Consider the following 22,279-nt stretch of genomic DNA (forward strand, 5'->3'; position numbering starts at 1 on the left):
GCGATAGTAAATTGAGCCAAAGTAAATATAAAAAAGATAGCTGCATACTCTTCCAGAAAATGAGCCATAGCCTCGTTTTTTAATTCCATTTATCCAAAAAAGTTTACCATATCATGACGTATTTAGCGCCGCGGCAAGGGTTGTTTGCCATTATTCTTCTGGTTAGTTTTTGTTTGCAGACCCTATTATTGGTCATCAGTACCGATCAGCAGCTGAGCAATAGCCGTGCCCAAAAGGGCGAGCAAATGGTCGCTCAGCTCATTGATGAAGCGCGCTTATCTTTAGAAAATAAAGACCGCGTCAGCCTTAGCGTCATAGCCAATCGTTATACCAGCGAGCAGGACGTCACCCGCATTTTGATTAAAGACAATAATGGCGATGTCTTGGTGCCAGTCGGTAATGCACCGATGCAGCAAGGCGATACCATTAGCCAAATTGCCACCAAAGGCGATGCAGTCATCGGTAGCGTGGCCTTGACGCTTAAAGACATTAGCAAGGGTGAGATTATCGCCATGCAGTGGCCGTTTGTGATTGGCTCGATGCTGCTGCATTTATTGCTATGGCTGATTTATGGTTATATTGCGCGCCCAACTAAGGAGCAAATCAATGCCCTAAGCCGCGATATTCAAGATTTACATCGCGAGCAGTACAGGCAGATCGATCAGCGCGAATTTGCGCGCGGTTATGAGCGCAACCTTGAGCGTGGTGATGAAACAGAAGATGTGTCAACAGAATCCGCTAGTGTCGCCAATGCCGCGGCTACCAGCCGCAATCCAAATGCTGATAAATCAGACCTACTGCGTAAACTCGATATTCATAGTGCGGTCAATCAATACGTTAGAGGGCAGCAAGGTCAAAATCTTGAGCTTGATGCGACTCATGACACAACTGCACGTGCTATGAGTAACGATGGCGCGGACAATCTACAGGACCAACTGACTGCTGGCAATGCTAACAATCATGACAGCCATAGGCCTAATGGCTCTAATGGTATGGCTCGGCTGTCTGCCAACCGTCCATTTGATAGTGTCAGCGTCCAGATAGTCTTTCATGATGAGTTCAATATGCTCGAGCGCTTAGCGCCGTCGCAGCGCCTGCCTTATTTGGCATTATGTACGCAGTTATTAAATCAAGCGGTGACCGAATTACTCAAGCAGCCATTATTGCTTGGGGTCAGCGCGATTAATGAGCCACACTTTGATGAAAGCGGCGCTTATGTGATGCTAAAGGCAGATAATAGCCATGCCAAAGTAGCATTGGCAGGGGTGATGCTCGCTAAGCTGTATCTCATGCTCAATAAAATTATCCACGATAAGCATATCGAGCTGTCAAGATTTGCCTTACCAGCGAAAGCGGGTGTCAGTGACAATGCGCAAGTTGAGGCGATGAGTCATTTATTAGAGAGCGTCGGTAAAAAAGAGCAGATGCTTATTTTGCTACCAAATGCGGGTATTAAACAAATCAATCATCATGTGCAGCTCCAAAGCGTCATGCGCCCAACGACCGTTTATGAGCGCGAATGTGCGATATTCGATGGCGGTAATGATGCCATGATTCAGCGGCTGGCTGATGTACGTAATGCGGTATTGATGATTGAAGAGACAGAAGAGCAGGGGTAAATTTGTCACTTTAGACGTCAGTGAATCTCTACAATTGCCTGTAAGATAAATGTTTGTGCGCTTATTAGCTTTGAGCACAACGTTGTCATAGTGATAAAAAGGATTGACAACGCTTGGGAGAGACTTTATAAGGCATATATATATTTATGTATTTTTAATACCTTTGCCGAAAAACGATAGGAGCTTGTCATGAGTGACGCTGATATTGATGACGATTTTGATGACGATTTTGTCGATGATGACGACGCCAAGATGGTGGAAGAGGCCGAAACCAGTGCGCGTACGCGCTTAAGTAGCCTTGAAAAACGCCGTTTGATTGATAACCTACTAGAAGAAAAACGTCTAGAAAAAGAGCTCAAAGACGATCTTGATGACATCGATAATTTTGATGAAGATGGCGATGACTGGGATGATGACGATATTTAACCCGTTATTTCTGTTTTAAGTTTGCCGCTTGATAATCAGGCAAAGTAGAGATAATGGCTTGTGTTAGCCGAAAGTTGTTAACTGGTTACACAGATAAGCAATCATCATGTTAAGTATATTGTGCTAAGCTGATTGTCAGAGGTTTTTAATAATATTAAATTGTTAAAAATGATGCTGCAATCAGCTCTTTTTATGTTGCCATACTCATGTATGGCGTACGCCGTAATCTAGCCGCCGAGGACCCCACGCTATGAATAACCCACTCAGTTTCGATGAATTATTAGACTATTTGGACAATGATGAGAGCCCGTTTGTGCTGGATAGTGTTGCCACCCACGGTTTTTTGACCGCGACAGTTATTGGTCGTCCGTTGCCAAATTGGCTCGATGCGCTATTTGAAGGTCACGTCAGTGACATTCCTGCAAATGTGATTGACGGTATTCAGCGCTGGCGCGACTCGATTATGGCTGAGCTAAAAAACGAGACGCCGATCGAGCTACCCTTTGGTGAAGATGCGGGTGATGAAGAAGTGGCGGTCGATTTTTCAGAAGAGTCTGACATTGTTGCTTGGTCGATTGGTTTTGTCGATGCGATGTATGGTGATGAAGCCAGTGACTGGTTTGAAGATGAAGAAACGGCAGAAGATGTGGCGGTCTTAACCTTACCAATGATTGTGCTAAGCGGTATCGATGATGAAGATCCTGAACTTGCCGAAATGCGCGCTGATGAAGATAAAATGGCGCAAATGGCCAATAGCATCGAAGGCAATTTGACCGAGCTGTTTTTATTGTTTCATACCAACGACTAGCATGGTTTGTTTCAACAATATTGATTGTTTATTATTCATTGAAACCATAAATGTTCATTGAACCCATATAAGTCACCGATAAGGCTGTAGCATGACTGTGCAACTTTCCAACCTTGAGCACTTACCCAACTATCAGATTACCGAGCGCTTGGACGTCGTTTACGGTAGTACTGTGCGCTCAAAGCACGTGGGCAAAGACTTGTTCGCTGGGCTAAAAAATATCGTTGGTGGTGAGCTGACGGCCTATACCGAGCTGTTAGAAGAGTCACGCCAAGAAGCGATCGATCGTATGGTCATCAAGGCAGAGGCCTTGGGTGCTGATGCTGTGGTAGGTCTGCGGTTTTCGACTTCTAGTATTGCCCAAGGCGCTTCTGAGCTGTTTGTTTATGGTACCGCGGTTAAAGCCGTGCCCATGCCGCAGCAGTCAATCTCTTCGCCGTCATCTCATCAACCGCCGAGCACTCCTTCTGGTCCTACAGGTTTGCAAAATCATAACCAAGCAGCACTGCAAAACCCAACCGCTGCTGCTGATGATTTGCCACGTTTCAATCCTTTTGGTTAATTAACCAGTAAAAAAAGCAGCAATGCTTTTTGACGCTCGAGACGGTCCATGAATAATTCTCTCACCCAAATGCTCATCAACTACGCGCCGCTTCTGGTGTTGTTTGTGGTCGGCTGGTTTTTTGGCTCACGGCATGAGCGTCAGCACTTGGCACAATTAAAAATCGCTGAAAAAGAGCTTGGTCATATTGTCGTCTCGACCGAGCGCTTTTATGTACCCAAACTTGCAGCTCATACTGAGGGTGAATTGGTACTTGGCAGCGTGGTGATTGCGCAAGATTATTTTAAAATGGTCATTGCTCGCGTTTTAAGTATCTTTGGTAAAAATCTCACTACTTATGAAACTTTGCTCGACCGCGCGCGCCGTGAAGCCGCCGTACGTATGCGTAGCCAAGCGCAGGCGAAAGGCTATAATCATATTTATGGCCTGCGTTTTGAAGTCAGTAATGTCAATCAGTTGGGCAGTATGGTCGAAGCCATTGCCTATGGTACCGCCGTCCATAGTTGTGAGAATTCTGATAAAGCCTCAATCCTTTAAAGCCATTTAACCCTAACCATATTAAACCTTCTGGCAAATCCTCTTATTTAGACTAAAACCCTTTCTATTTCTACTCTATTCCCACATTTTACACTTGACTGATGAGTCGTTGAATAAAGCAAATATGTATGACATTTGCGCTATATACTCGCTATATGTTTTGCTGACTTTTATGCTATAAGCACTCTCATGAAAGCTATAGTGAGTGAAAAATAATATCGATATATCAGCAATACCGTCTCGTTTTTAGGATATTTTGACTATATAACAGCAATTCAGCATAACAATGAGTGATGGCCGTTGATGCTAAGCGTTAGCCGCTATTAACCAGCCTTAGCAAGGAATGCTAAGCAAGTATCACTTAATCATTAGCAGTTGATCTAGGAATAGGTCATATTTACAGGGATGTCATTATGGAAAGTTTGGCGCTAGTCACTTTAGTAAACTCAGTTATTATTCCTATTTGCTTGTTTTTAATCATGATGGGCATGGGCTTGACCCTCGTCACCAACGATTTTAAACGGGTGCTAAAATACCCCAAAGCCGTCGGTATAGGCTTGACCAATCAGTTGATACTGCTGCCAATCATCGGCTTTGCCTTAGCCAATATCATGCCATTACGCCCAGAGTATGCCGTCGGCGTTATGCTGCTCGTGCTATGTCCGGGCGGCACTACCTCAAACTTATTTACTTATTTGGCCAAAGGCGATGTCGCGCTGTCGGTGACGATGACCGCGATTGCCAGCGTTATCACGGTATTTACCATTCCAATTGTACTGAGCTTTTCGTTGATTTATTTTATGGGCAGCGGTAGCGCGTTTGAATTGCCCGTATTAAAAACGGTGCTTACTTTGGTGCTGCTAACGATTGTGCCTATTAGTATCGGCATGCTGATTAAGCGTTACGCGCCAGCAGTCGCCGATCGCTCACAAGTCTATGTGTCGCGCTTTGGCGTGCTGTTTTTAACGTTTTTAGTGCTATTTTTGGGCTATGTGCAACGCGATATCATCGTCGATGCCTTTATCGCTACCGGCCCTGTGTCGATAATATTGAACCTTTCAACCATGGCGCTTGGTTATTATAGTAGCAAATGGTTCGGTCTAAATTTGGCGCAAAGAACGTCAATCACGCTAGAAGTCGGGCTCCAAAATAGTACTTTATCGATATTTATGGCGTTGACACTATTATCGAACTACGATATGTCGATGATGCCAGCCATCTATACCTTGGTAATGTTCTTGACGGCAGGGATTTTGGTACGCATATTTAGCGCACGGCACAATAAACTGAGAAAATCTGAAATAGAAAGCAGTGTATTAGCCGCGCGCATGCTTTAACGCTAATGATTTAGACAGACGTTAAGCATCTATAGCCAATTCAATATAAAAGTGGTTCATTTAAAATAGCGCTCTGCTGGAATAAATCTTCCTCGCTTGCTGTGTGCTTCGCACTCCAGAGGCTTCGAAAAATTTATTCTAGCAGTCCTATAACATTTCTAAATGGAATTTACTATATATCACTCGTTCATGAAATCCCATAACAGGTTTAAATGCTTAAAATCTGTCATGGGAAATTAGCTTGAGGATTTTACTGCTAATTATTGTTAATAAGGTCGGCGGGTATTTATACGGCTGTTTATATTATTTTCTTCATCTGCTTTATCTGTGGCGGTTTTTTCTTTTGCTTTGGCAATATCAAATAAGAAGGTACGGTTTTTTAGTACCGCGACAAATACCACCCCGCCAACGGTGTTGCCAACCAATATCACCGCCAAAAATAGCAAATAGCGCGCTAAGCTGACGGTATTGCCATAAAGCAAAGCAGAAAATATCTCGATATTACCGACGATACTATGATGCAAACCTAAAAAGCCAATACTGCCGGTAATCAAGGTCACTAAAACAATGCGACTAAAGGTATCGCGCGCCGATGTGACAAGCCAGGCGGTGATGCCCATCATCCAGCCCGCCAAGATGGCGCTACCAAATATCACCCACCATCTAAACCCTAAGATATGCTCGGCATAGGCATCGATGTCACTGACGCTAAACAGCTGCATATTTAAACCTAGGCCTATCATCAAAGCGGCAAACAAACAGCCACCAACGACGTTACCGGCGATGACAATGCCCCAAAGGCGTAGCAACTTATGTAACGGTTCGATTTTGTTGAGAACAGGCAGGCTCAACAGTGAGGTTTGTTCGGTAAATAAAAGCGATTGACCAATGACGACAATAATAAAGCCAATCGGATAAAGTAGGGAAGCGAGGACGATCGCATAATGACTGGGGAGCACGCCACTCAAAAGCGCAAAAGCCGATAAAATCATAAAGAAGCTGATGCCAATCTCAAGCCCTGCGGTAAAAGCACTGGTAAATAACGAGCCAAGCGAGCGCTCAAAGGTTTCTCTGGCATCCATCACCTGCTCAACCAAGATACTGGCATAGCTTTTTGCTTGGCTAAAATTGTCATCGTTGGCGACTTTTTTGATGGTCTCTTTGTCTTCTTCGCTAATATCCTCAGAAAAGTCTTCGTCTTCTAAGTTTTCTGTGGTATCGGAGTCGCTCTGCGCCTCAGTATCGCCTTCTACTTTGTCTTTAGCACTGTTTCCTTTAGCACTACCTCTTTGAGCATTGCCTTTATAATAATTGTCATCATCTATAGAGCGTTCATCCTCTCTATTTTCAGTATTAGAGCGGCTGCTATTGCTACTATTATTGTTATCGTTGTGCTCGCTATCTTTAGACACGGTCGGCTCGCTGTTTATCTGATAATAATTTAGGTTTCTCTTTATTCTAGCGTATGCGCAGCGTTTATTATGTTGAGTGTTCAGCCGATTACTGTTGTAAATTGGCCCCTGCCTCTATTGAAGACTGATAAATGTCCTTAGCATCTAACAAAATCTGCTTATCTGCGTTAAAATCACTCTATTAATTATTTTCCCTATTTTTCGATAACTTTGTTTGACCACCTTCATTTTTAATAAAAGACCATTCTATTATGAGTACTCCTAATACCCCTGACTATCCCAAGAGCAACACCAAAACCAACCTGACCCAATCGATTCAGGCCGCCTTAAGCCAATTAGAGAACGCCTACAATCCAAGCGATGTCGAAGCAGGCATGTATCAAGGCTGGGAAGATAGCGGTTATTTTAAGCCAAGTTTTGATAAAGACGAGTCATTTTCTATTGCCTTGCCGCCACCAAACGTCACCGGTTCACTGCATATGGGTCATGGCTTTAACAATGCCATCATGGACGCACTAACCCGTTATCATCGCATGGATGGTGATAATACCCTTTGGCAACCGGGCACCGATCACGCCGGTATCGCCACCCAAATGGTCGTTGAGCGTCGTTTGGAGGCGCAAGGTTTGAAGCGCCGTGATATGACGCGCGAAGATTTCATCGATAAAGTGTGGGAGTGGAAAGAAGAGTCGGGCGGCAATATCACCACGCAGATTCGCCGCCTTGGTAGCTCGGTTGATTGGTCGCGAGAGCGCTTTACCATGGACGATGGTTTATCCAATGCGGTCAAAGAAGTGTTCGTTCGTCTATATGATGATGGGCTTATTTATCGTGGAAAGCGTTTGGTCAACTGGGATCCAAAATTTCAAACCGCGCTATCAGATTTAGAAGTTGAAAACGTCGATGAAAAGGGCAGCTTGTGGCATTTTCGCTATCACTTCACTGAGAAAGATATCACAACCCAAGATGGTAAGGACTATTTGGTTGTCGCTACCACGCGCCCTGAAACCTTGCTTGGCGATACCGCCGTTGCCGTCAATCCAAAGGACGAGCGTTACGCGCATTTGATTGGCAAAACCATTACCTTGCCAATCACTGGTCGCATTGTTCCTATCGTTGCCGATGATTATGTTGATATCGAATTTGGTACTGGCTGCGTAAAAATCACCCCAGCCCATGACTTTAATGACTATGAACTCGGTCGTCGTCATAACTTGCCATTGATTAATATCCTTGATGAGCGCGCTAACATTTTGCCAGCGATGGAAGTTTATCCTGATCTACAAACACGTGAGCCAACGCTGGAGACGACGCCAAGTGAATACGCAGGACTTGAGCGTTTTGCGGCGCGTAAATTCCTTGTTGAGCAAGCAGGTGAGCAGGGCTGGCTAGAAGATATCGAAGACTACGCACTCAAAGCCCCACGTGCTGAGCGTGGTGGTACGATTGTTGAGCCATGGTTGACCGATCAATGGTACGTGGCCGTCAGTAAGCTTGCCAAACCAGCGATTGATGCCGTAGAAGATGGCCGAATTGAGTTCGTCCCTGCACAATACAAAAACATGTATATGGCGTGGATGACCGACTTGCAGGACTGGTGTATCAGCCGTCAGCTATGGTGGGGACATCGTATCCCTGCATGGTATGACGATGCGACTGGTGAGATTTATGTTGCCCGTGATGAAGCGGAAGTACGCACTAAGTACAATCTAAGCGACGATGTTAAATTGCGCCAAGACGATGATGTGCTTGATACCTGGTTTAGCTCGGGACTTTGGACCTTTAGTACGCTTGATTGGGCAGACCCTAACGCTGATCCGCGCGTGCTTAAAACCTTTCACCCAACCAGCGTGTTGGTCACCGGCTTTGATATTATCTTCTTTTGGGTTGCGCGCATGATCATGATGACCATGCACTTCGTCAAAAACGAAGATGGCACGCCGCAAGTACCGTTTAAAACCGTCTATGTTCATGGTTTGGTACGTGATGGCAATGGTCAAAAAATGTCAAAATCTAAAGGTAATGTCTTAGATCCTATCGATTTGATTGACGGTATCGACTTAGAAACGCTGGTTGAAAAACGCACCAGCAATATGATGAATCCAAAAGACGCGGCCAAAATTGAAAAGCAAACCCGTAAAGAGTTCCCAGAGGGCATTCCAGCTTACGGTACCGATGCACTGCGCTTTACCTTCACATCCTTAGCCAGTACGGGTCGCGATATCAACTTTGATCTCAAGCGTGTCGAGGGCTATCGTAACTTCTGTAATAAAATCTGGAACGCCAGCCGTTTTGTCCTTATGAACTGTGTCGATGGTGACAGCAATGCCAAGCCTATTGACCAAACGGCGAACCCTGACGTATGGGAATTACCAGAAAAATGGATCATGAGTCGCCTTAACTCGACCATTAGCAATATCCATCAGCATTTTGCCCAGTATCGTCTCGATATGGTCAGCCAAGATATCTATGAATTTATCTGGAACGAGTACTGTGACTGGTACGTGGAGCTTGCCAAAGCCAGCCTAAATGATGACTCGGTGACGGATGCGCGTAAAGCGCAAATCCGCTATGTACTACTGCACGTGCTAGAGACGGCGCTACGCTTCACGCATCCAATCATGCCGTATCTGACTGAGCAAATCTGGCAGACCATCGCGCCGCTACTGGATCGTAAAAACACCGACAGCATCGTGATCGCTGACTATCCACAGACTGATGCCAGCCAAATCAGTGAGCAGACTGAAGCGGATATGGCATGGTTACAAGAACTAATCGCGAGCGTCCGTAACATCCGTGGTGAGATGAAACTGGGTAACGCGGTACGTCTGCCAGTGCTACTACAAAACGTCTCTCAAGATGAAGATGCGCGTCTGTCACGTATCAAAAACCAATTCAAAGCGCTGGCGAAAGTCGAGAGCTTAGATATCGTCAAAGAAGGCGATGAAGTACCACTATCATCATCAAGTATGGTCGGTCAGCTACGTGTACTCGTACCGATGAAAGGGCTAATCGATCCAACGGCTGAGCTGGCACGTCTAGGTAAAGCGCATGAAAAGCTACAGAAGCAAGCCGACGGCATCGCGCGCAAGCTGGGCAATGAAGGCTTTGTCAGTAAAGCCCCTGCGGCAGTGGTCGATGCAGAGAAAGCGAAACTGGCTGAGCTAGAAGGGCAGCTCGATACGATGAATGCACAGATTGAGCAGTTAAAGGCGTTGTAAAAAAAGGAGAAGCTTAAAGAGCATGGCCTAAGATTTTATTTTGTGATTTATAATTATGCAAAGTTGAATAATATCTGTGAAGTAGTTACAAATAATTTACTACTCACTCTTAGTGTCTAAAATTAAGTTTCTAATTTGCCTGAAGTGAAAAAACCGTTACAATTTCATGCTGTAGCGGTTTTTTTCAATGAATACTTTACTGATATTAGATTTGTCTCAACTGTATGTATCGATATATTCTTTTACTTGATAATAACGGTCACCCAGTAACTCTGATATACATTCCATACGAACAACTTCTTGCCAAGCTACTTCTGACTCTTGAGCACGGTTGATACAAATTTCGTCACGTTCTGCTACCCATTCCTTTTGTCCTTCTGCCAAAGACTCTCTAATCTCAGTCGATGCTGAACTCCATAATTCGTTAAATTCATTACGTTTATAATCCATTGTAGCCTTAGCTTTGGCTTTTTCAGAAGAAATATTGGCAAGCTCCTCCGCAGCTTCCATACTCGCATTTGCTTCAGCCTCTGCGATTGATAAAGCTTCAGCTTCCATCGCCTGTTTTTCAGCAATAGCTCTTTGTGCATTATCCTTTTGTTCTTGAGACTTCATTGCTTGTACATTGTTTTTCTGAAGAGCACTGACTACTGTCGTACTAATAAAATCGATAAGCTCTGAACCATTTTGTAATTGACCATAAATATTTTTTCCATCATCAGTAGGTTGTATAGAGTATTCAATTGAATAGTTTATAACATTACCATCCATGTCAATATCCTGTTGAAAAGCTTGTTCATTAACTTCTGATATTCCATAGTACTCATTAACTAAATTAGCACGATCAATTGTTTCAGTATCCAAATTTGTAGACAATGCTGCAACACAAAAGACTTTTGTGCTGTTGGGATCAGTTTTAGAAGTACGGACATCTTCTAATGAATAAGTAATTTGACTAGTACTAGCTCTCAAAGCAGAACTATCTGTTGATACACCTTCATTGGAAGCGATCCTTTTAACGTAAGATTGAGTGCTATCATCTAACAAAGATTGAATTAATTGAAGAGAACTTTCATCGCCACAGTTTGTGTTGTTATTAGATATAGCACTAAGACCTTTATCACAGGCACTAAGACCGATCAAGAAGGGTATAGAAAGCACAATCGCAAATTTTAACCTCATAAATCACCTGTAATGTATCGCGAATTAGCGAATTAAATAATAATTTAGAATTATTGGGGTCATAAATAGTTACTTTTAATACATAATTAAGAAACATAAAAATTATGCCTGAATTTTTCGCTAATTGCCATTTAATAAGGCAAACTAAAGTTCTATCTTCAATAAGTAATTTTAGTTTTTTAGTTATAACTAGATTGGAGTTTGCCTTAAAAATTGTTATGGCTTATGCTTTAGCGGCTTTTTTGTGCCCTCAATTAGTCTATTATTTCTAAAGGAATAGCACGCTAACGTAAGGAAGCACCATGAACCATCTTACTGTCGGACAACGCGCACCATTAAGCAACCTTGCTATTGACGATACCGCACCTATCACGCTTAAATTTACTCGCCAAAGTCCGATAGGGATTGATATCATATTTATATTAGTTTAATTTAAAAGCAATAAAAAACCGCCATAGCAAACACGATGGCGGTTTTTTATTACTCAAACTATTTTAACGCTTATAGCGCCCAAAGCGATTGATACTGCTCATCAGTCAACGTCACGATATCGATTTCAGCTAGCATCTCGCGTAGGGCTTGCCATTTATTTGCATTAGGTGTGATTGGTGTGATCAATCTGCCTAACGTATTATCAATGATGCTGTCCATCAGAGCATCTGCGTCAGTTTTACTATAGTCATAATACATGCGGCGCGCAGACTCAGGCTCACTTTTACAGTGTTCTGTCATCTGATTGGTCACTTGGATAAAGGTATCTATCCCGTCTTTTTTCGCACTATAGATCTCATCCGTCGTGAGAATCTCTAACGCCGAAAAATTCGGATAAGGTGACAGATGCTGGTCAATAAACGTAAAGTCTAAACCTTCATGAGTTGCCTCAACCCCTTCAAAGTTATAAAAGCATAGCCATGCACCATCTAGGCTTGGGTCTTCTTGCAAGTTTTTTATATGATAAAAGTCCTTTTGTACAAAGCTCACATTGTCACGACTGATAGTAAAGCCGTTTTTCTTAGCATAGCGCGCTAATATCTCAAAGCCAATGCGATTGGTTTTTTCTTCAGCCGCCGGGGTACAAATGCGAATCGGCTGATTGTTCTTGAGCTTATCCATACTGGATTGCTGCATCAATATGCCGCCATCGGTCTCAAAAAAACAGCCAAGCGCACGCAGATTAGGCGCATAATGCTCAAACAGATGAATCGGCTCATTCACATGCAGATCGATACTTTGATTTTGCAATTCAGCAAAGCCATCATAATGGTCATCAGGCTCAATGATAGTGATATCTAGCCCTGCCTGCTCATATGCGCCTGTGGTCACACCCGCGATAAAGGGCAGGTGATCAGGGTTTAAAAACCATTCGAGGGTCAGAGTAAGTTTGGTGGTTGACTGCATGGTTGTTTCCTTCTTAATGATAGAAAACAATCAGACTGATGCTGTTTAAATAAAACAAAAAAGGCAAAACAAGAAAGGAAAAATCTCAAAGTCAGATACGCCATCAGATCAGCGCGTCAGGTAGAGGTTTCTCTTATTCATAGACTGCTTAGGGTCTGTCATGCTTGTTTCCTACGTCAGTGCTAACTGCTTCAGGTTCACGGGTGTCTCTCAGCGATGGTTTTAACAATCGTTACAAGGTTAAAAGCAAAGCACCCCGACAAGATTGAGTGGTGCTGCATTATTTTTGATCAGTACTGCTCATGAATCCGTACTGCTAATGACTATTATCGATAGCTACTGCATTATCATAGACGACTTGTAAGCGGTGATGCAAGCGTATCAGGAATGACAATGAAAGGTGATGACTGACGCTCGTTAACCGTCCTTTATAACAGTTCTCATTTGTGACGGCTTTTTATAAGCGCTTTCAATCTTATAGGCGCTTTCAATCGACGTGTTAATAGAAGAGCGCACTATCTGTAATTGGTACTTACCCAATCACTAACCAAACATACCGATTGATAGCAAAACCCTCATAAAAATAGTCTTGTAGCATATCTCCTCATACGGCATCCTTAGTGAGTTCTATAAGCCGCCGTCTTTGTCATAAATTTGCCGGCCAAAACCTGATTATCTGACACTATCCAACGATATCCACTATCCAACGACATCCTTTATGAGCCAAAAAAAGCACTTCTACTACCGCCCAAAGACCAATCAACACAATAGCCCAGCGGTGCGTTGGGCATTTTTGATATTTGGTTGGATATTTTTTGTCTTGGGAATTATTGGCGCATTATTACCCGTGATGCCGACCGCGCCTTTTATCTTATTAGCAGCAGGTTGCTGGGCACGAAGCTCACGACGCTTTCATTTTTGGCTGATTAATCACAAGTATTTTGGTAAGTTTGTTCGCGATTGGGAAGAGCGCCGCGCTGTTCCGCTATATGCCAAGTGGTTAGCCACGATTATGATGTCTATATCGACGGCGATGTTATTTTATCGCTTGCCAGCCGATACGCTATGGGTAGCGTGGCTAGTTGCAGCGGTATGTAGTAGCGTCGCTATATATTTATTTCGTTTGCCAAATGCCTATACTTAGCGGTTAAATGCTTAAAATTTTTGTTAAGTATCTAAAAATAAAGCAAATAAGTGCAAAAAATAGCCAATAATTGCGCTTTGTTACACTAAAGATAAGATAAGGCTTGCGATACTGCGCTAGGCCACCTATAATACTTCCAAGCTTAAGAGCAGTTCTGCACCAAATCATTACCTCGTAGTATTAGTTATAATCCTTCGTTTTAATATTTATCGTTCAGTAGCTATTTGCAAGCGTTATCGGCCAATTAGGCCAAAAATAAATTAAATATCAGGGTTATGACTATGTCAGACGTTCAAAAAGGTACAGTTAAGTGGTTCAACGAAGCTAAAGGCTTTGGTTTCATCGCTCCAGAAAATGGCGCAGACGTTTTTGCTCATTACAGCGAAATCACTGGTTCAGGTTTTAAAACTTTGGCTGAAGGCCAAGAAGTTGAGTTCACTGTAACTCAAGGCCAAAAAGGCCCACAAGCACATAACATCGTTGCTATCTAATTCGTCTTTATAGACAACTAGAGCAAGATGAATAAAAAAACGAGCCTTAGGGTTCGTTTTTTTTCGCCTATTATTTATGTTTATTGCTTTTGATAAATAAATAGTAAAGTGTTGAATAAAGTCTTAGGACAACAATGCCGACGATTATAGGAATAATCGTCGGCATTTTTAGTTTTATTGGTGCGTTAATAGCTTTTTTATAGTGAAGCGATGCCAATATTGATCAAGCCGCCACCGATAATTAACCAAGTAAACATAATGGCACCGAGTATCAATGGTTTGACGCCAGCTTGTTTAATGGCACTCATATGCGTGGTCAAACCAAGGGCAAACATTGCCATCGTCAATAACACATCATCAAGCATGACCATACTCTGCTCAAAGCTTGCCGTCATCGGTATCCACGTATGCAATACCACCACCAAAATAAAGATAAAGGCAAACCAAGGGACTTTCACTTGTTGCACGCGATTGATAAATGATGGTTTTTCGCCATTATCGTTACTGCTCTTGGTTAAGGCAAACGATAAAATCAATAAGAAAGGTGCCAGCATCATAACGCGAATCATCTTGGTCACGACCGCTGTATTGCCAACCTCAGTGCTAACAGCGTTACCAGCAACCACTACTTGCGCGACTTCATGAATGGTTGAACCAGTATAAATGCCGTATTGCTGAGCGTTTAGCCAAGGTTGTAGCCAGCCAAGTTGATATAAAAATGGATAGAGCAGCATGGCAATCGTGCCAAAGACCACCACGGTGGCAACGGCAATGGTGACTTTATGCGCTTCGGCTTTGACCACGGGTTCTGCGGCAATTACCGCTGCAGCGCCACAAATACTTGCCCCTGAGCCGATCAATAAGGTCGTTTGCTTATCGACTTTAAGCCACTTTGTACCGAGCCAATAGGTAAGTAAAAACGTTGAGGTTAATACCAATGCATCAGTCATTACGGCGGGCATACCAACGCTTGCGACTTGGGTTAAAGTCAGTTTAAAACCATAAAATATAATGGCTAGGCGCAGTATTTGACCTTTAGCAAAACCAACACCCGCACTTAATTGATCAGAAAAATTTGGATAAATCGTATTGCCAAGTACCATGCCAAGTAAAATTGCTAGCGTCAACGATGACAGACCAACAATGCGTCCATTTGACCATGTGTCTAGGCTGACATTTAACCACAAACAAAACAAGCTCCCAATCAGCACGACAATAAGTCCCATCGCATGACGATTATGCGGGAAGTAATTATTCATGGTTTGTGCTACTGCGTTCATATCGTACGCATCCTATTTTTTATCATCTATAATCGAAATAAGCATAAGCTTATGAATAGACAGTATAAGATAAACCGATTTATAATAAAAACAGATTAATAAGATATAAACTATCGATTTTTTAGGTTAGTAAGTTGTTGTAGGCTAGGTCATGTCCTAATTAGTTAAAGATAAAAGGCCGATGAAAGAGGTGATCCAATCATGAAAAAAGTTATGCAGCTGCTACCGAGGATTACCCTTAAGCAGCTATCGGTGTTTGTCAGTATTTATCAAACTGGCAGTACCAGCCGTGCCAGTGAAGAGCTGCATTTATCGCAGTCAGCGGTCAGCAGTGCACTCACTGAGCTGGAGGCGCGGTTACAAATGCCGCTATTTGAGCGCGTCGGTCGCAGGCTTAATCAGCATCCAAACGCCCATCCTATCTATATACAGGCGCAAGCGATTTTGGGACAAGCTTTAACGCTTGAGCATTATCATAAGCATCAAGCAGGGCAGATTCATATTGGTGCTAGTACGACTATCGGTAATTATGTATTGCCACCGCTGCTTGCCAAATTGTACGAAGCGCTACCCGATGCCCATATCGATATGTATATTGCCAATACCCAAGAAGTGGTCGGCGAGGTTGAGCAATTAAATATCGATATTGCGCTTGTAGAAGGTATGCCGCGCCCGACAGATATGAAAGTCATTGAGCAGCGCGCTTGGCGGACCGATACCTTGATGGTATTTGCTAAATCTCATAGTAAATGGCTGGCAAACATGGACTATAACCATAAAGAAAAATGCTATGAGCTCAGCGTGGAACGATTGGCAAGGCTGCCATTACTGGTACGAGAGGCGGGTTCGGGGACGCGGCAGATTATCGATGAGCAGTTATTGCAGCATCTACCGCATGCCGAGATTGTCATGGCAATTCAGCAGTCAGAAGCCATTAAGCATATGGTCAGCGCCGATATTGGGCTTGGCTGCTTATCGCAGTATGTCATTCAAGCAGAATTGGATAAAGCAGAGCTGGTGCAGGTGAAAGTAGCAGGTATTGATTTAGCGCGCACGTGGTGGCTGGTGTGGCATAAAGCGCGTCATCAAAGCCCCATTTGGCAGAGTTTTATTGATATTTTGACAGAAGATTGATTTTAGTAGTAAACATAGAGGCATTGGATAGAGGCATTGGATAGAGTCCCTACTATTTTGATGGATAATAAAACAGCGCACTGTCACACAGTGCGCTTTTCTCAATGAGCTTTTTTAATAACTTGGGAATTATGTTAAGTCTGTTCTTAGCGTTATTTATTAACAGGTTTATCGAGTCGCACCACTAAGCTGTCGCATGGGACGTTTGGCAAGATATTATCTGCCGTCGCGCCACTAAGCCAAGCCGAGATACCGTGGCGCTCATGCCGACCGATGACCAATAAATCAACGTCATGCTTATGGCAATAATTGACGATACCCTCACTGTTAGAGATAGCGGTTGTTACTTCAGAGTTGACCGCGTGTAAGTCATTACGCTCCAAAAACTGAGCCAGTTTGGCGCGCGCTTCTTGGCAGCGTTCATCATCGATTTCATCGTATAAGCTTGAGGCAGGCACCAGCTCATAGCCAAAGCCGACCATGGTATCTTTGACGATATGTAATACCGATAATTTGGCGTTCGGACGATTCTCGACGATACGTTTGGCCTTTTGGGCGACCACATCAGCGTCGGACATCAAGTCGGTGACCAATAAAATATGTTCGTAACTCATGAGCTGCTCCTTTTGACAGATGATTTCAACTATAGCACTACTACTGACTGCTGTTAAGTATGCTTTGTTAAATCCACACTATCTTTATGATGTATTGTTGAAGCGTTATTATTTTTCTCCTAGCGCTATCTTGACTTATCAAGCCCTAAGCCCCATCTAGTTTCGTTAGGCAAATCCTTTTTAGCTGATAATTGCCATTCTATTTAAAGATTACCTATATTTTTATAACACTGCTATTTTTATAACTTTTACAACGCTATTAATTTTAGACCAATCAATTTTATAAATATAAACCTTTCCATTTTTGATTGTTTATCCTGAGCTGCTTTATCATTTAACGGCCACATGAGCGCTTAACGAAGAAGCTATCAGGTTACTCTATAAGGACAACTATGACTGACACGCCATTTACCGCTGATTTAACCCTACATCCAGCGTTTGAGCTGCTTGAGCACCGTCATATCGATGCATTGTCGATGGACGTATTGATAAGCCAGCACGTCAAGACAGGCGCCATGCATTACCATTTGGCGCATCCAAGCGATGAAAATGCCTTTTTGGTCGGCTTTCGTACCCAGCCAATGGACTCAAAAGGTGAGGCGCATATTTTAGAGCACGTGGCTTTGTGTGGCTCTGAGAAATTCCCTGTTCGCGACCCGTTCTTTTCGATGATTAAACGCTCATTAAACACCTTTATGAATGCCATGACCGCCGCCGATTGGACGGCGTATCCGTACGCGACCCAAAATAAAAACGACTACTTTAACTTACTGGCTGTTTATCTTGATGCGTCGTTTTTCCCCAATATTCATCCGCTGGATTTTGCCCAAGAAGGTATTCGCGTAGAATTAGATGAAAATGATAAGCCGCAGTTTAAAGGTATTGTTTTCAATGAGATGAAAGGCGCAATGAGTGGCGAGATTGACCAGCTTTATCATACGGTCGCCCATCATTTGTTCCCAACGACGACCTATCATTACAATTCGGGCGGCGATCCTGCTGATATTCCTGATTTGACCCATCATGAGCTGGTTGAATTTCATCAAAGCCATTATCACCCATCAAACAGCGTGATTATGAGCTTTGGTAATATTCCGGTTGCTGAAACGCAAGCGAAAATCCATGAAGATGCCTTGATTCAATTTGAAGCGGGCAAAAAACACGTCTCGCGTCCAGAGCAGCGTTTGTCTGGACCGATTAGTGCGGTCGATACTTATACTGCTGATGAAGCCGGTCCTGACCAAACGCATCATGTGGTGGCGTGGTTATTGCCATCGATTACTGATCCAAAGCAGCGTTTGGCACTGCGTCTATTAGAAGGCGTGTTGGTTGAGCATGCTGGTTCGCCCCTGCGTGCGTATTTGGACAGCCATCCACTCGGTAAAGCGCCGAGTCCGCTATTGGGTCTCGATGACAGTCATTATGAAATGGTATTCTATACCGGTCTACGCGGTTCAAACCCTGAGCATGCCGAAGCGGTAGAGCAGGGCATTCTTGATTTACTTAAAGAGGTCGCGAGCAATCCGATTGATGATGAAACCATCGAAACCATTTTGCACCAAATCGAGATTGATCAGCGCCATATCGGCGGTGATAGCATGCCGTATGGTTTAAACCTTATGTTAGAGGGCTTTAGCACGGCGATTCATGATGGCAACCCTATCGATGTGTGGGAAGTTGATGAGCACTTGCAATGGCTGCGTGAGCAAGTCAAAGACGAACAGTGGTTACCGAATTTAATAAAGACCCATTTGCTCGATAATCAGCATCGTGTCCGTGTCACGTTGACGCCTGATAGCGAAAAAACTGCCCGTTTGGCAGCCGCTGAGCAAACCCGTCTTGATACCATTGCGATGGATTTGACCGCTGATGATAAAGCTATCTTAAAACAGCAAGCGCTTGATTTGGCAGCGCGCCAAGCTGCGCCTGATGATTTAAGCTTATTGCCAAAAGTTGGTCTAGAAGACGTGCCAACCGATATCAGCTTTAAACAAGGCACGCAAAAACAAGTAAATTTAAGCGGGCAAGACAGCACCTTATTTGAATATGAAGCGGGCACTAATGGCTTGTATTATTACCAAGTGATAGTGCCATTGACCGATGCGATTGGTAATCAAGACACCAGCGAGCTACCGGTTAATGAAGTCATCAATCATCCGCTATTGCCGATCTATTTAAGCTTATTGTCAGAACTGGGCACGGACTCGCTAAGCGCTCATGAAATGCAGGCCAAGCAAGCGGCGCATTCATCAGGAGTGACGGCGCGTATCAGCCAGCGTACCAATATCGATGATAGCCAAGCGATTAGCAGCTACTTCGTCGTCGCTACACGCGCGCTAAATCGTAAGGCTGAAGCCATTGATTTGCTTAAAGAAGTCATGGAGCACAGCGTCTTTAGCGAGCATAACCGTATTAAAGAGATTTTGCAGCAGCGCGCAGCTGGTTGGCAATCAAACCTTGCCGGTTCTGGGCATTCGTATGCTATGCAAACCGCCAGTCGCGGCATGAGCCGTCAAGCGCAGTTAGAATATGTGCGTAGCGGGCTGCCAGCATTGAACGCGCTAAAAGACTTCTTAACCCACGCCAGTAGTGACGATAGGCAGTGGGATAAATTGGCAAGCAGTTTGATGGATTTACATCAGCGTATAATAAGTTTGCCGAAACACGCCGTCATTATCTGTGAAGCCGAGCAAACTGAACGTTTAAGTAATTTAATTGTTGAGAGCTGGAAAAACAGTAAAGCGTCACAAATTGCGGAAAAATTAAGTAATACTGAAACGGCTATTGAAGCGAGCATTCCAAGTGAGTTTGCAGATTTACAGTTAGACTCGGCGCTCAATGGTAAGAATGATGGCGCTCAATTAGAAGAGGTTACTGCTGACGATTTGGCGTGGCTAGTGCCGACCAACGTTTATCATAATGCCAGCGCTTATACTGTACCAGCCGCCGACCATCCTGATACGGCAGCCTTAATGGTGTTAGCGCCGTACCTGCGCAATGGTTACTTGCATAGTGCCATTCGTGAGCGCGGCGGTGCTTATGGCGGCGGTGCAGGTTACGATGCCAATGCTTGTGCCTTTAAGTTCTTTAGCTATCGCGATCCGCAGTGCGCTGAAACTTTTGCGCATTTTGAAGCCAGTATCGAGTGGTTATTAAATGAGCAGCAAACCGATGAGCAATTAGAAGAAGCGATTTTGGGTATTATCTCAGGCATGGATAAACCTGGCTCTCCAGCAGGAGAGGCGGTAAAAGCCTGCTTTGCCAATCTGCATCATCGCGGCGTCGACTGGCAGCGTAAAATGCGCGCGGCGATATTATCTGTGACGGTTGCTGACTTGCAGCGCGTCGCTAAGCAATATCTGCAAGGACAAAAACACGTGCGTGCCGTATTAGCACCCTATGATAAAGAAGAAGCCGTAAAAGAGTTAGGTTTTAACGTTTGTAAAATTAAAAGCTAGTTGTTAATTTAGCGCAAAAACAGTCATCGCAAATCATTGACTGTATAAAAAAACCGCCGCTCTCAGTGTTTGTATTGAAAGCGGCGGTTTTTATTGCCAGTAAGTATTTTAAAAAGCTGTATTAATAACGCTTAATCGCTTGGTCTTTGCCAATCAAATCTTGATGAATAGGAAAGTCGTTATGGTCGTCAAACTCCTTGCGGTCGGCAAAGTAGCTTTTTAAGGTACGGCGCACGGCTTCAAAGGCAAGCTTATCCCACGGGATGTCTTCTTCAGCAAATAACGCGCAGTCCAGACTTTCAGAGCCAATACCGTAAGCGCCGTCTTTTAACTCGGTGATATAAATGCTATAGATTTGCCCGATATCGGGGATATCATATAAGCAATATAAATGCGGGTTGATAACCACTGCTTCCGCCTCTTCAAAGCTTTCTCGCGCCGCGCCCTCTGCCATGGTTTCGCCGTTTTCCATAAAGCCAGCTGGCAGCGTCCATAAGCCATATTGTGGCTCAATCGCACGGCGGCATAGCAGCACTCTATTTTTATGTACGACCAGTGAGCCACAAATCACTTTTGGATTTTCGTAGTGAATATAATTGCAGTTTGGGCATACCAAACGCGGCATATTATCGGTGGCTGGTATTTTGCGTTCTGCTTCATGGCCGCATTGTAGACAATAGCGCATATCAACTGCCTTATATAAGATAAACGAAAGATGGAAAAAAGGTTATCGGTGTTGTAAGAATTATAATTCTTATGTTATGACGTTCGCTTGTCAGCTGGCATCATAGCTATGAAGCCTAAGATAACACAAATTTCCATCGCACTGGCAGTGATAATAAAAAGCACACATTTTTGCTAAACTGATGGTAGCTAGGCTTACGTTTATGAAAGAAGTCTTTTTAAGCGTCATTGTCAGCGCTGCGATTGCGCATCAGTCCAGTCACATAAAGTATATGCAGCCGCTTTTAGATTAAGCTAGTCTAGACTAGACTGATGTTAAATAATAAATGATCGCTTTACTTTTTACCTTGAAGGATGGATTTACCAATAACGCGGATAATGGCGACCGCGACCGATATTGTTATAAATCAGCGCCACTGCGACCAAGGCTAGCGCACCGATTAGCGTAGGGGTGACTAAAAAATGCCAGTTGACGCCGCCGAGCATGACGATTAAGGGATTAGAGCCTGCCGGTGGATGCGGCACGCGCAGCAATAGCATCAGCGCAATCGCTGTACCGACCGCTAGCGACAAGCTCCACCACTCGATACCAAACAAGGTCAAGAACGATAGCCCCGTAAAAGTGGTGATAAGATGACCGCCAACGATGTTTCTAGGCTGGGCAAATGGACTCTCTGGATACGCAAAAATAAGCAAACAGCTGGCACCAAATGAGCCCAAAATCATGGCGACATTTTGCCAGCTGCCCAGTAGCGCCAGTATGGCGGTGGCGAAAGTACCGCCAACCCAAGCAAGGGCAATGATAATTAATGGCAATCTTTGCGGGCAATCATCGGTTTTGCCCTGCATTTTATTTAATGAAAAAATCTTATCCACAAATATTTCCTAAAAACATGTAATCTTAAAGTGCTTACTTGCGTAATCAGCATCTTATTTAATGGTTATTTATGTTGAACGGCATTGATGCTTGAT

At 43.7% G+C, this 22,279-nt stretch carries 19 protein-coding genes; 12 read left to right on the forward strand and 7 right to left on the reverse strand.

The features are described from left to right. The first annotated feature begins 113 nt into the window (after nt 1-113). The 6 genes from H9653_RS02635 to H9653_RS02660 all read left to right on the forward strand — a co-directional run bounded on the left by H9653_RS02635 (nt 114) and on the right by H9653_RS02660 (nt 5,289). Entirely contained in the window at nt 114-1,619 is a 1,506-nt protein-coding gene (locus H9653_RS02635) for a hypothetical protein (RefSeq protein ID WP_191690263.1), read from the forward strand. Nucleotides 1,620-1,808: 189 nt separating this feature from the next. Beyond that, complete coding sequence (locus tag H9653_RS02640) at nt 1,809-2,045, forward strand: PA3496 family putative envelope integrity protein (RefSeq protein WP_191690265.1); 237 nt, start codon at nt 1,809-1,811, stop codon at nt 2,043-2,045. A gap of 250 nt (nt 2,046-2,295) precedes the next feature. Next, on the forward strand, nt 2,296-2,853 hold the full coding sequence (locus tag H9653_RS02645) for a UPF0149 family protein (protein WP_191690266.1): 558 nt from the start codon (nt 2,296-2,298) through the stop codon (nt 2,851-2,853). Between the two features lie 91 nt (nt 2,854-2,944). Then, nucleotides 2,945-3,415: a YbjQ family protein gene (locus H9653_RS02650; protein WP_191690268.1), complete on the forward strand. Its 471-nt coding sequence runs from the start codon at nt 2,945-2,947 to the stop codon at nt 3,413-3,415. 48 nt (nt 3,416-3,463) lie between these two features. Continuing rightward, the gene (locus H9653_RS02655; RefSeq protein WP_191690270.1) at nt 3,464-3,952 is read left to right on the forward strand and encodes a YbjQ family protein; all 489 of its coding nucleotides are present in this window, start codon (nt 3,464-3,466) and stop codon (nt 3,950-3,952) included. Nucleotides 3,953-4,365: 413 nt separating this feature from the next. After that, nucleotides 4,366-5,289, forward strand: coding sequence for a bile acid:sodium symporter family protein (locus H9653_RS02660; protein WP_191690272.1), 924 nt, complete (start codon nt 4,366-4,368; stop codon nt 5,287-5,289). A gap of 266 nt (nt 5,290-5,555) precedes the next feature. Here the strand turns inward: H9653_RS02660 and H9653_RS02665 are convergent, their stop codons facing one another. Then, on the reverse strand, nt 5,556-6,701 hold the full coding sequence (locus tag H9653_RS02665; RefSeq protein ID WP_191690274.1) for a formate/nitrite transporter family protein: 1,146 nt from the start codon (nt 6,699-6,701) through the stop codon (nt 5,556-5,558). 251 nt (nt 6,702-6,952) lie between these two features. Here H9653_RS02665 and H9653_RS02670 point away from each other — a divergent pair, with 251 nt between their 5' ends. Beyond that, nucleotides 6,953-9,922, forward strand: a complete 2,970-nt coding sequence (locus tag H9653_RS02670; RefSeq protein WP_191690276.1) for a valine--tRNA ligase — start codon at nt 6,953-6,955, stop codon at nt 9,920-9,922. A 216-nt stretch (nt 9,923-10,138) separates the two neighbouring features. Here H9653_RS02670 and H9653_RS02675 read toward each other — a convergent pair whose 3' ends face one another. Continuing rightward, nucleotides 10,139-11,104, reverse strand: a complete 966-nt coding sequence (locus H9653_RS02675) for a DUF1311 domain-containing protein (protein WP_191690278.1) — start codon at nt 11,102-11,104, stop codon at nt 10,139-10,141. Nucleotides 11,105-11,406: 302 nt separating this feature from the next. On the opposite strand from H9653_RS02675, the gene H9653_RS12595 reads away from it, so the two are divergent. Continuing rightward, nucleotides 11,407-11,535 (forward strand): hypothetical protein, encoded by a 129-nt coding sequence (locus H9653_RS12595; protein ID WP_263612362.1) that lies wholly within the window; start codon nt 11,407-11,409, stop codon nt 11,533-11,535. Between the two features lie 70 nt (nt 11,536-11,605). On the opposite strand, the gene H9653_RS02680 is transcribed toward H9653_RS12595, so the two are convergent. Further along, a complete protein-coding gene (locus tag H9653_RS02680; protein WP_191690280.1) occupies nt 11,606-12,502 on the reverse strand; it encodes an ABC transporter substrate-binding protein in 897 nt (298 codons plus the stop codon). A gap of 718 nt (nt 12,503-13,220) precedes the next feature. Between H9653_RS02680 and H9653_RS02685 the strand changes: the two genes are divergently transcribed. Continuing rightward, complete coding sequence (locus tag H9653_RS02685) at nt 13,221-13,646, forward strand: YbaN family protein (RefSeq protein WP_191690282.1); 426 nt, start codon at nt 13,221-13,223, stop codon at nt 13,644-13,646. A gap of 281 nt (nt 13,647-13,927) precedes the next feature. Continuing rightward, nucleotides 13,928-14,137, forward strand: a complete 210-nt coding sequence (cspE, locus tag H9653_RS02690; RefSeq protein ID WP_068403593.1) for a transcription antiterminator/RNA stability regulator CspE — start codon at nt 13,928-13,930, stop codon at nt 14,135-14,137. Nucleotides 14,138-14,334: 197 nt separating this feature from the next. Here the strand turns inward: cspE and H9653_RS02695 are convergent, their stop codons facing one another. After that, nucleotides 14,335-15,417 (reverse strand): YeiH family protein, encoded by a 1,083-nt coding sequence (locus H9653_RS02695; protein WP_191690284.1) that lies wholly within the window; start codon nt 15,415-15,417, stop codon nt 14,335-14,337. 201 nt (nt 15,418-15,618) lie between these two features. Between H9653_RS02695 and H9653_RS02700 the strand changes: the two genes are divergently transcribed. Then, entirely contained in the window at nt 15,619-16,551 is a 933-nt protein-coding gene (locus tag H9653_RS02700; protein WP_068403587.1) for a LysR substrate-binding domain-containing protein, read from the forward strand. 152 nt (nt 16,552-16,703) lie between these two features. On the opposite strand, the gene H9653_RS02705 is transcribed toward H9653_RS02700, so the two are convergent. After that, a complete protein-coding gene (locus H9653_RS02705) occupies nt 16,704-17,165 on the reverse strand; it encodes a universal stress protein (protein ID WP_068403584.1) in 462 nt (153 codons plus the stop codon). Between the two features lie 392 nt (nt 17,166-17,557). Here H9653_RS02705 and H9653_RS02710 point away from each other — a divergent pair, with 392 nt between their 5' ends. Then, nucleotides 17,558-20,623 carry an insulinase family protein gene (locus H9653_RS02710; protein ID WP_191690286.1) on the forward strand — a complete coding sequence of 1,022 codons (3,066 nt, stop codon included), beginning with the start codon at nt 17,558-17,560 and terminating at the stop codon, nt 20,621-20,623. Nucleotides 20,624-20,744: 121 nt separating this feature from the next. Here the strand turns inward: H9653_RS02710 and H9653_RS02715 are convergent, their stop codons facing one another. Beyond that, nucleotides 20,745-21,308, reverse strand: coding sequence for an NUDIX hydrolase (locus tag H9653_RS02715; RefSeq protein WP_144297815.1), 564 nt, complete (start codon nt 21,306-21,308; stop codon nt 20,745-20,747). 359 nt (nt 21,309-21,667) lie between these two features. Further along, on the reverse strand, nt 21,668-22,183 hold the full coding sequence (locus tag H9653_RS02720; protein WP_227514902.1) for an HPP family protein: 516 nt from the start codon (nt 22,181-22,183) through the stop codon (nt 21,668-21,670). Between the last annotated feature and the right edge of the window lie 96 nt (nt 22,184-22,279).

The organism is Psychrobacter communis (assembly GCF_014836505.1).
GTDB lineage: Bacteria > Pseudomonadota > Gammaproteobacteria > Pseudomonadales > Moraxellaceae > Psychrobacter > Psychrobacter faecalis.

Coding starts and splice junctions, on each gene's coding strand:
- H9653_RS02705 (WP_068403584.1), bottom strand. CDS start 17,165: ATGAGTTACGAACATATTTTATTGGTCACCGACTTGATGTCCGACGCT.
- H9653_RS02635 (WP_191690263.1), top strand. CDS start 114: ATGACGTATTTAGCGCCGCGGCAAGGGTTGTTTGCCATTATTCTTCTG.
- H9653_RS02645 (WP_191690266.1), top strand. CDS start 2,296: ATGAATAACCCACTCAGTTTCGATGAATTATTAGACTATTTGGACAAT.
- H9653_RS02640 (WP_191690265.1), top strand. CDS start 1,809: ATGAGTGACGCTGATATTGATGACGATTTTGATGACGATTTTGTCGAT.
- H9653_RS12595 (WP_263612362.1), top strand. CDS start 11,407: ATGAACCATCTTACTGTCGGACAACGCGCACCATTAAGCAACCTTGCT.
- cspE (WP_068403593.1), top strand. CDS start 13,928: ATGTCAGACGTTCAAAAAGGTACAGTTAAGTGGTTCAACGAAGCTAAA.
- H9653_RS02685 (WP_191690282.1), top strand. CDS start 13,221: ATGAGCCAAAAAAAGCACTTCTACTACCGCCCAAAGACCAATCAACAC.
- H9653_RS02680 (WP_191690280.1), bottom strand. CDS start 12,502: ATGCAGTCAACCACCAAACTTACTCTGACCCTCGAATGGTTTTTAAAC.
- H9653_RS02650 (WP_191690268.1), top strand. CDS start 2,945: ATGACTGTGCAACTTTCCAACCTTGAGCACTTACCCAACTATCAGATT.
- H9653_RS02660 (WP_191690272.1), top strand. CDS start 4,366: ATGGAAAGTTTGGCGCTAGTCACTTTAGTAAACTCAGTTATTATTCCT.
- H9653_RS02675 (WP_191690278.1), bottom strand. CDS start 11,104: ATGAGGTTAAAATTTGCGATTGTGCTTTCTATACCCTTCTTGATCGGT.
- H9653_RS02695 (WP_191690284.1), bottom strand. CDS start 15,417: ATGAACGCAGTAGCACAAACCATGAATAATTACTTCCCGCATAATCGT.
- H9653_RS02715 (WP_144297815.1), bottom strand. CDS start 21,308: ATGCGCTATTGTCTACAATGCGGCCATGAAGCAGAACGCAAAATACCA.
- H9653_RS02710 (WP_191690286.1), top strand. CDS start 17,558: ATGACTGACACGCCATTTACCGCTGATTTAACCCTACATCCAGCGTTT.
- H9653_RS02700 (WP_068403587.1), top strand. CDS start 15,619: ATGAAAAAAGTTATGCAGCTGCTACCGAGGATTACCCTTAAGCAGCTA.
- H9653_RS02670 (WP_191690276.1), top strand. CDS start 6,953: ATGAGTACTCCTAATACCCCTGACTATCCCAAGAGCAACACCAAAACC.
- H9653_RS02655 (WP_191690270.1), top strand. CDS start 3,464: ATGAATAATTCTCTCACCCAAATGCTCATCAACTACGCGCCGCTTCTG.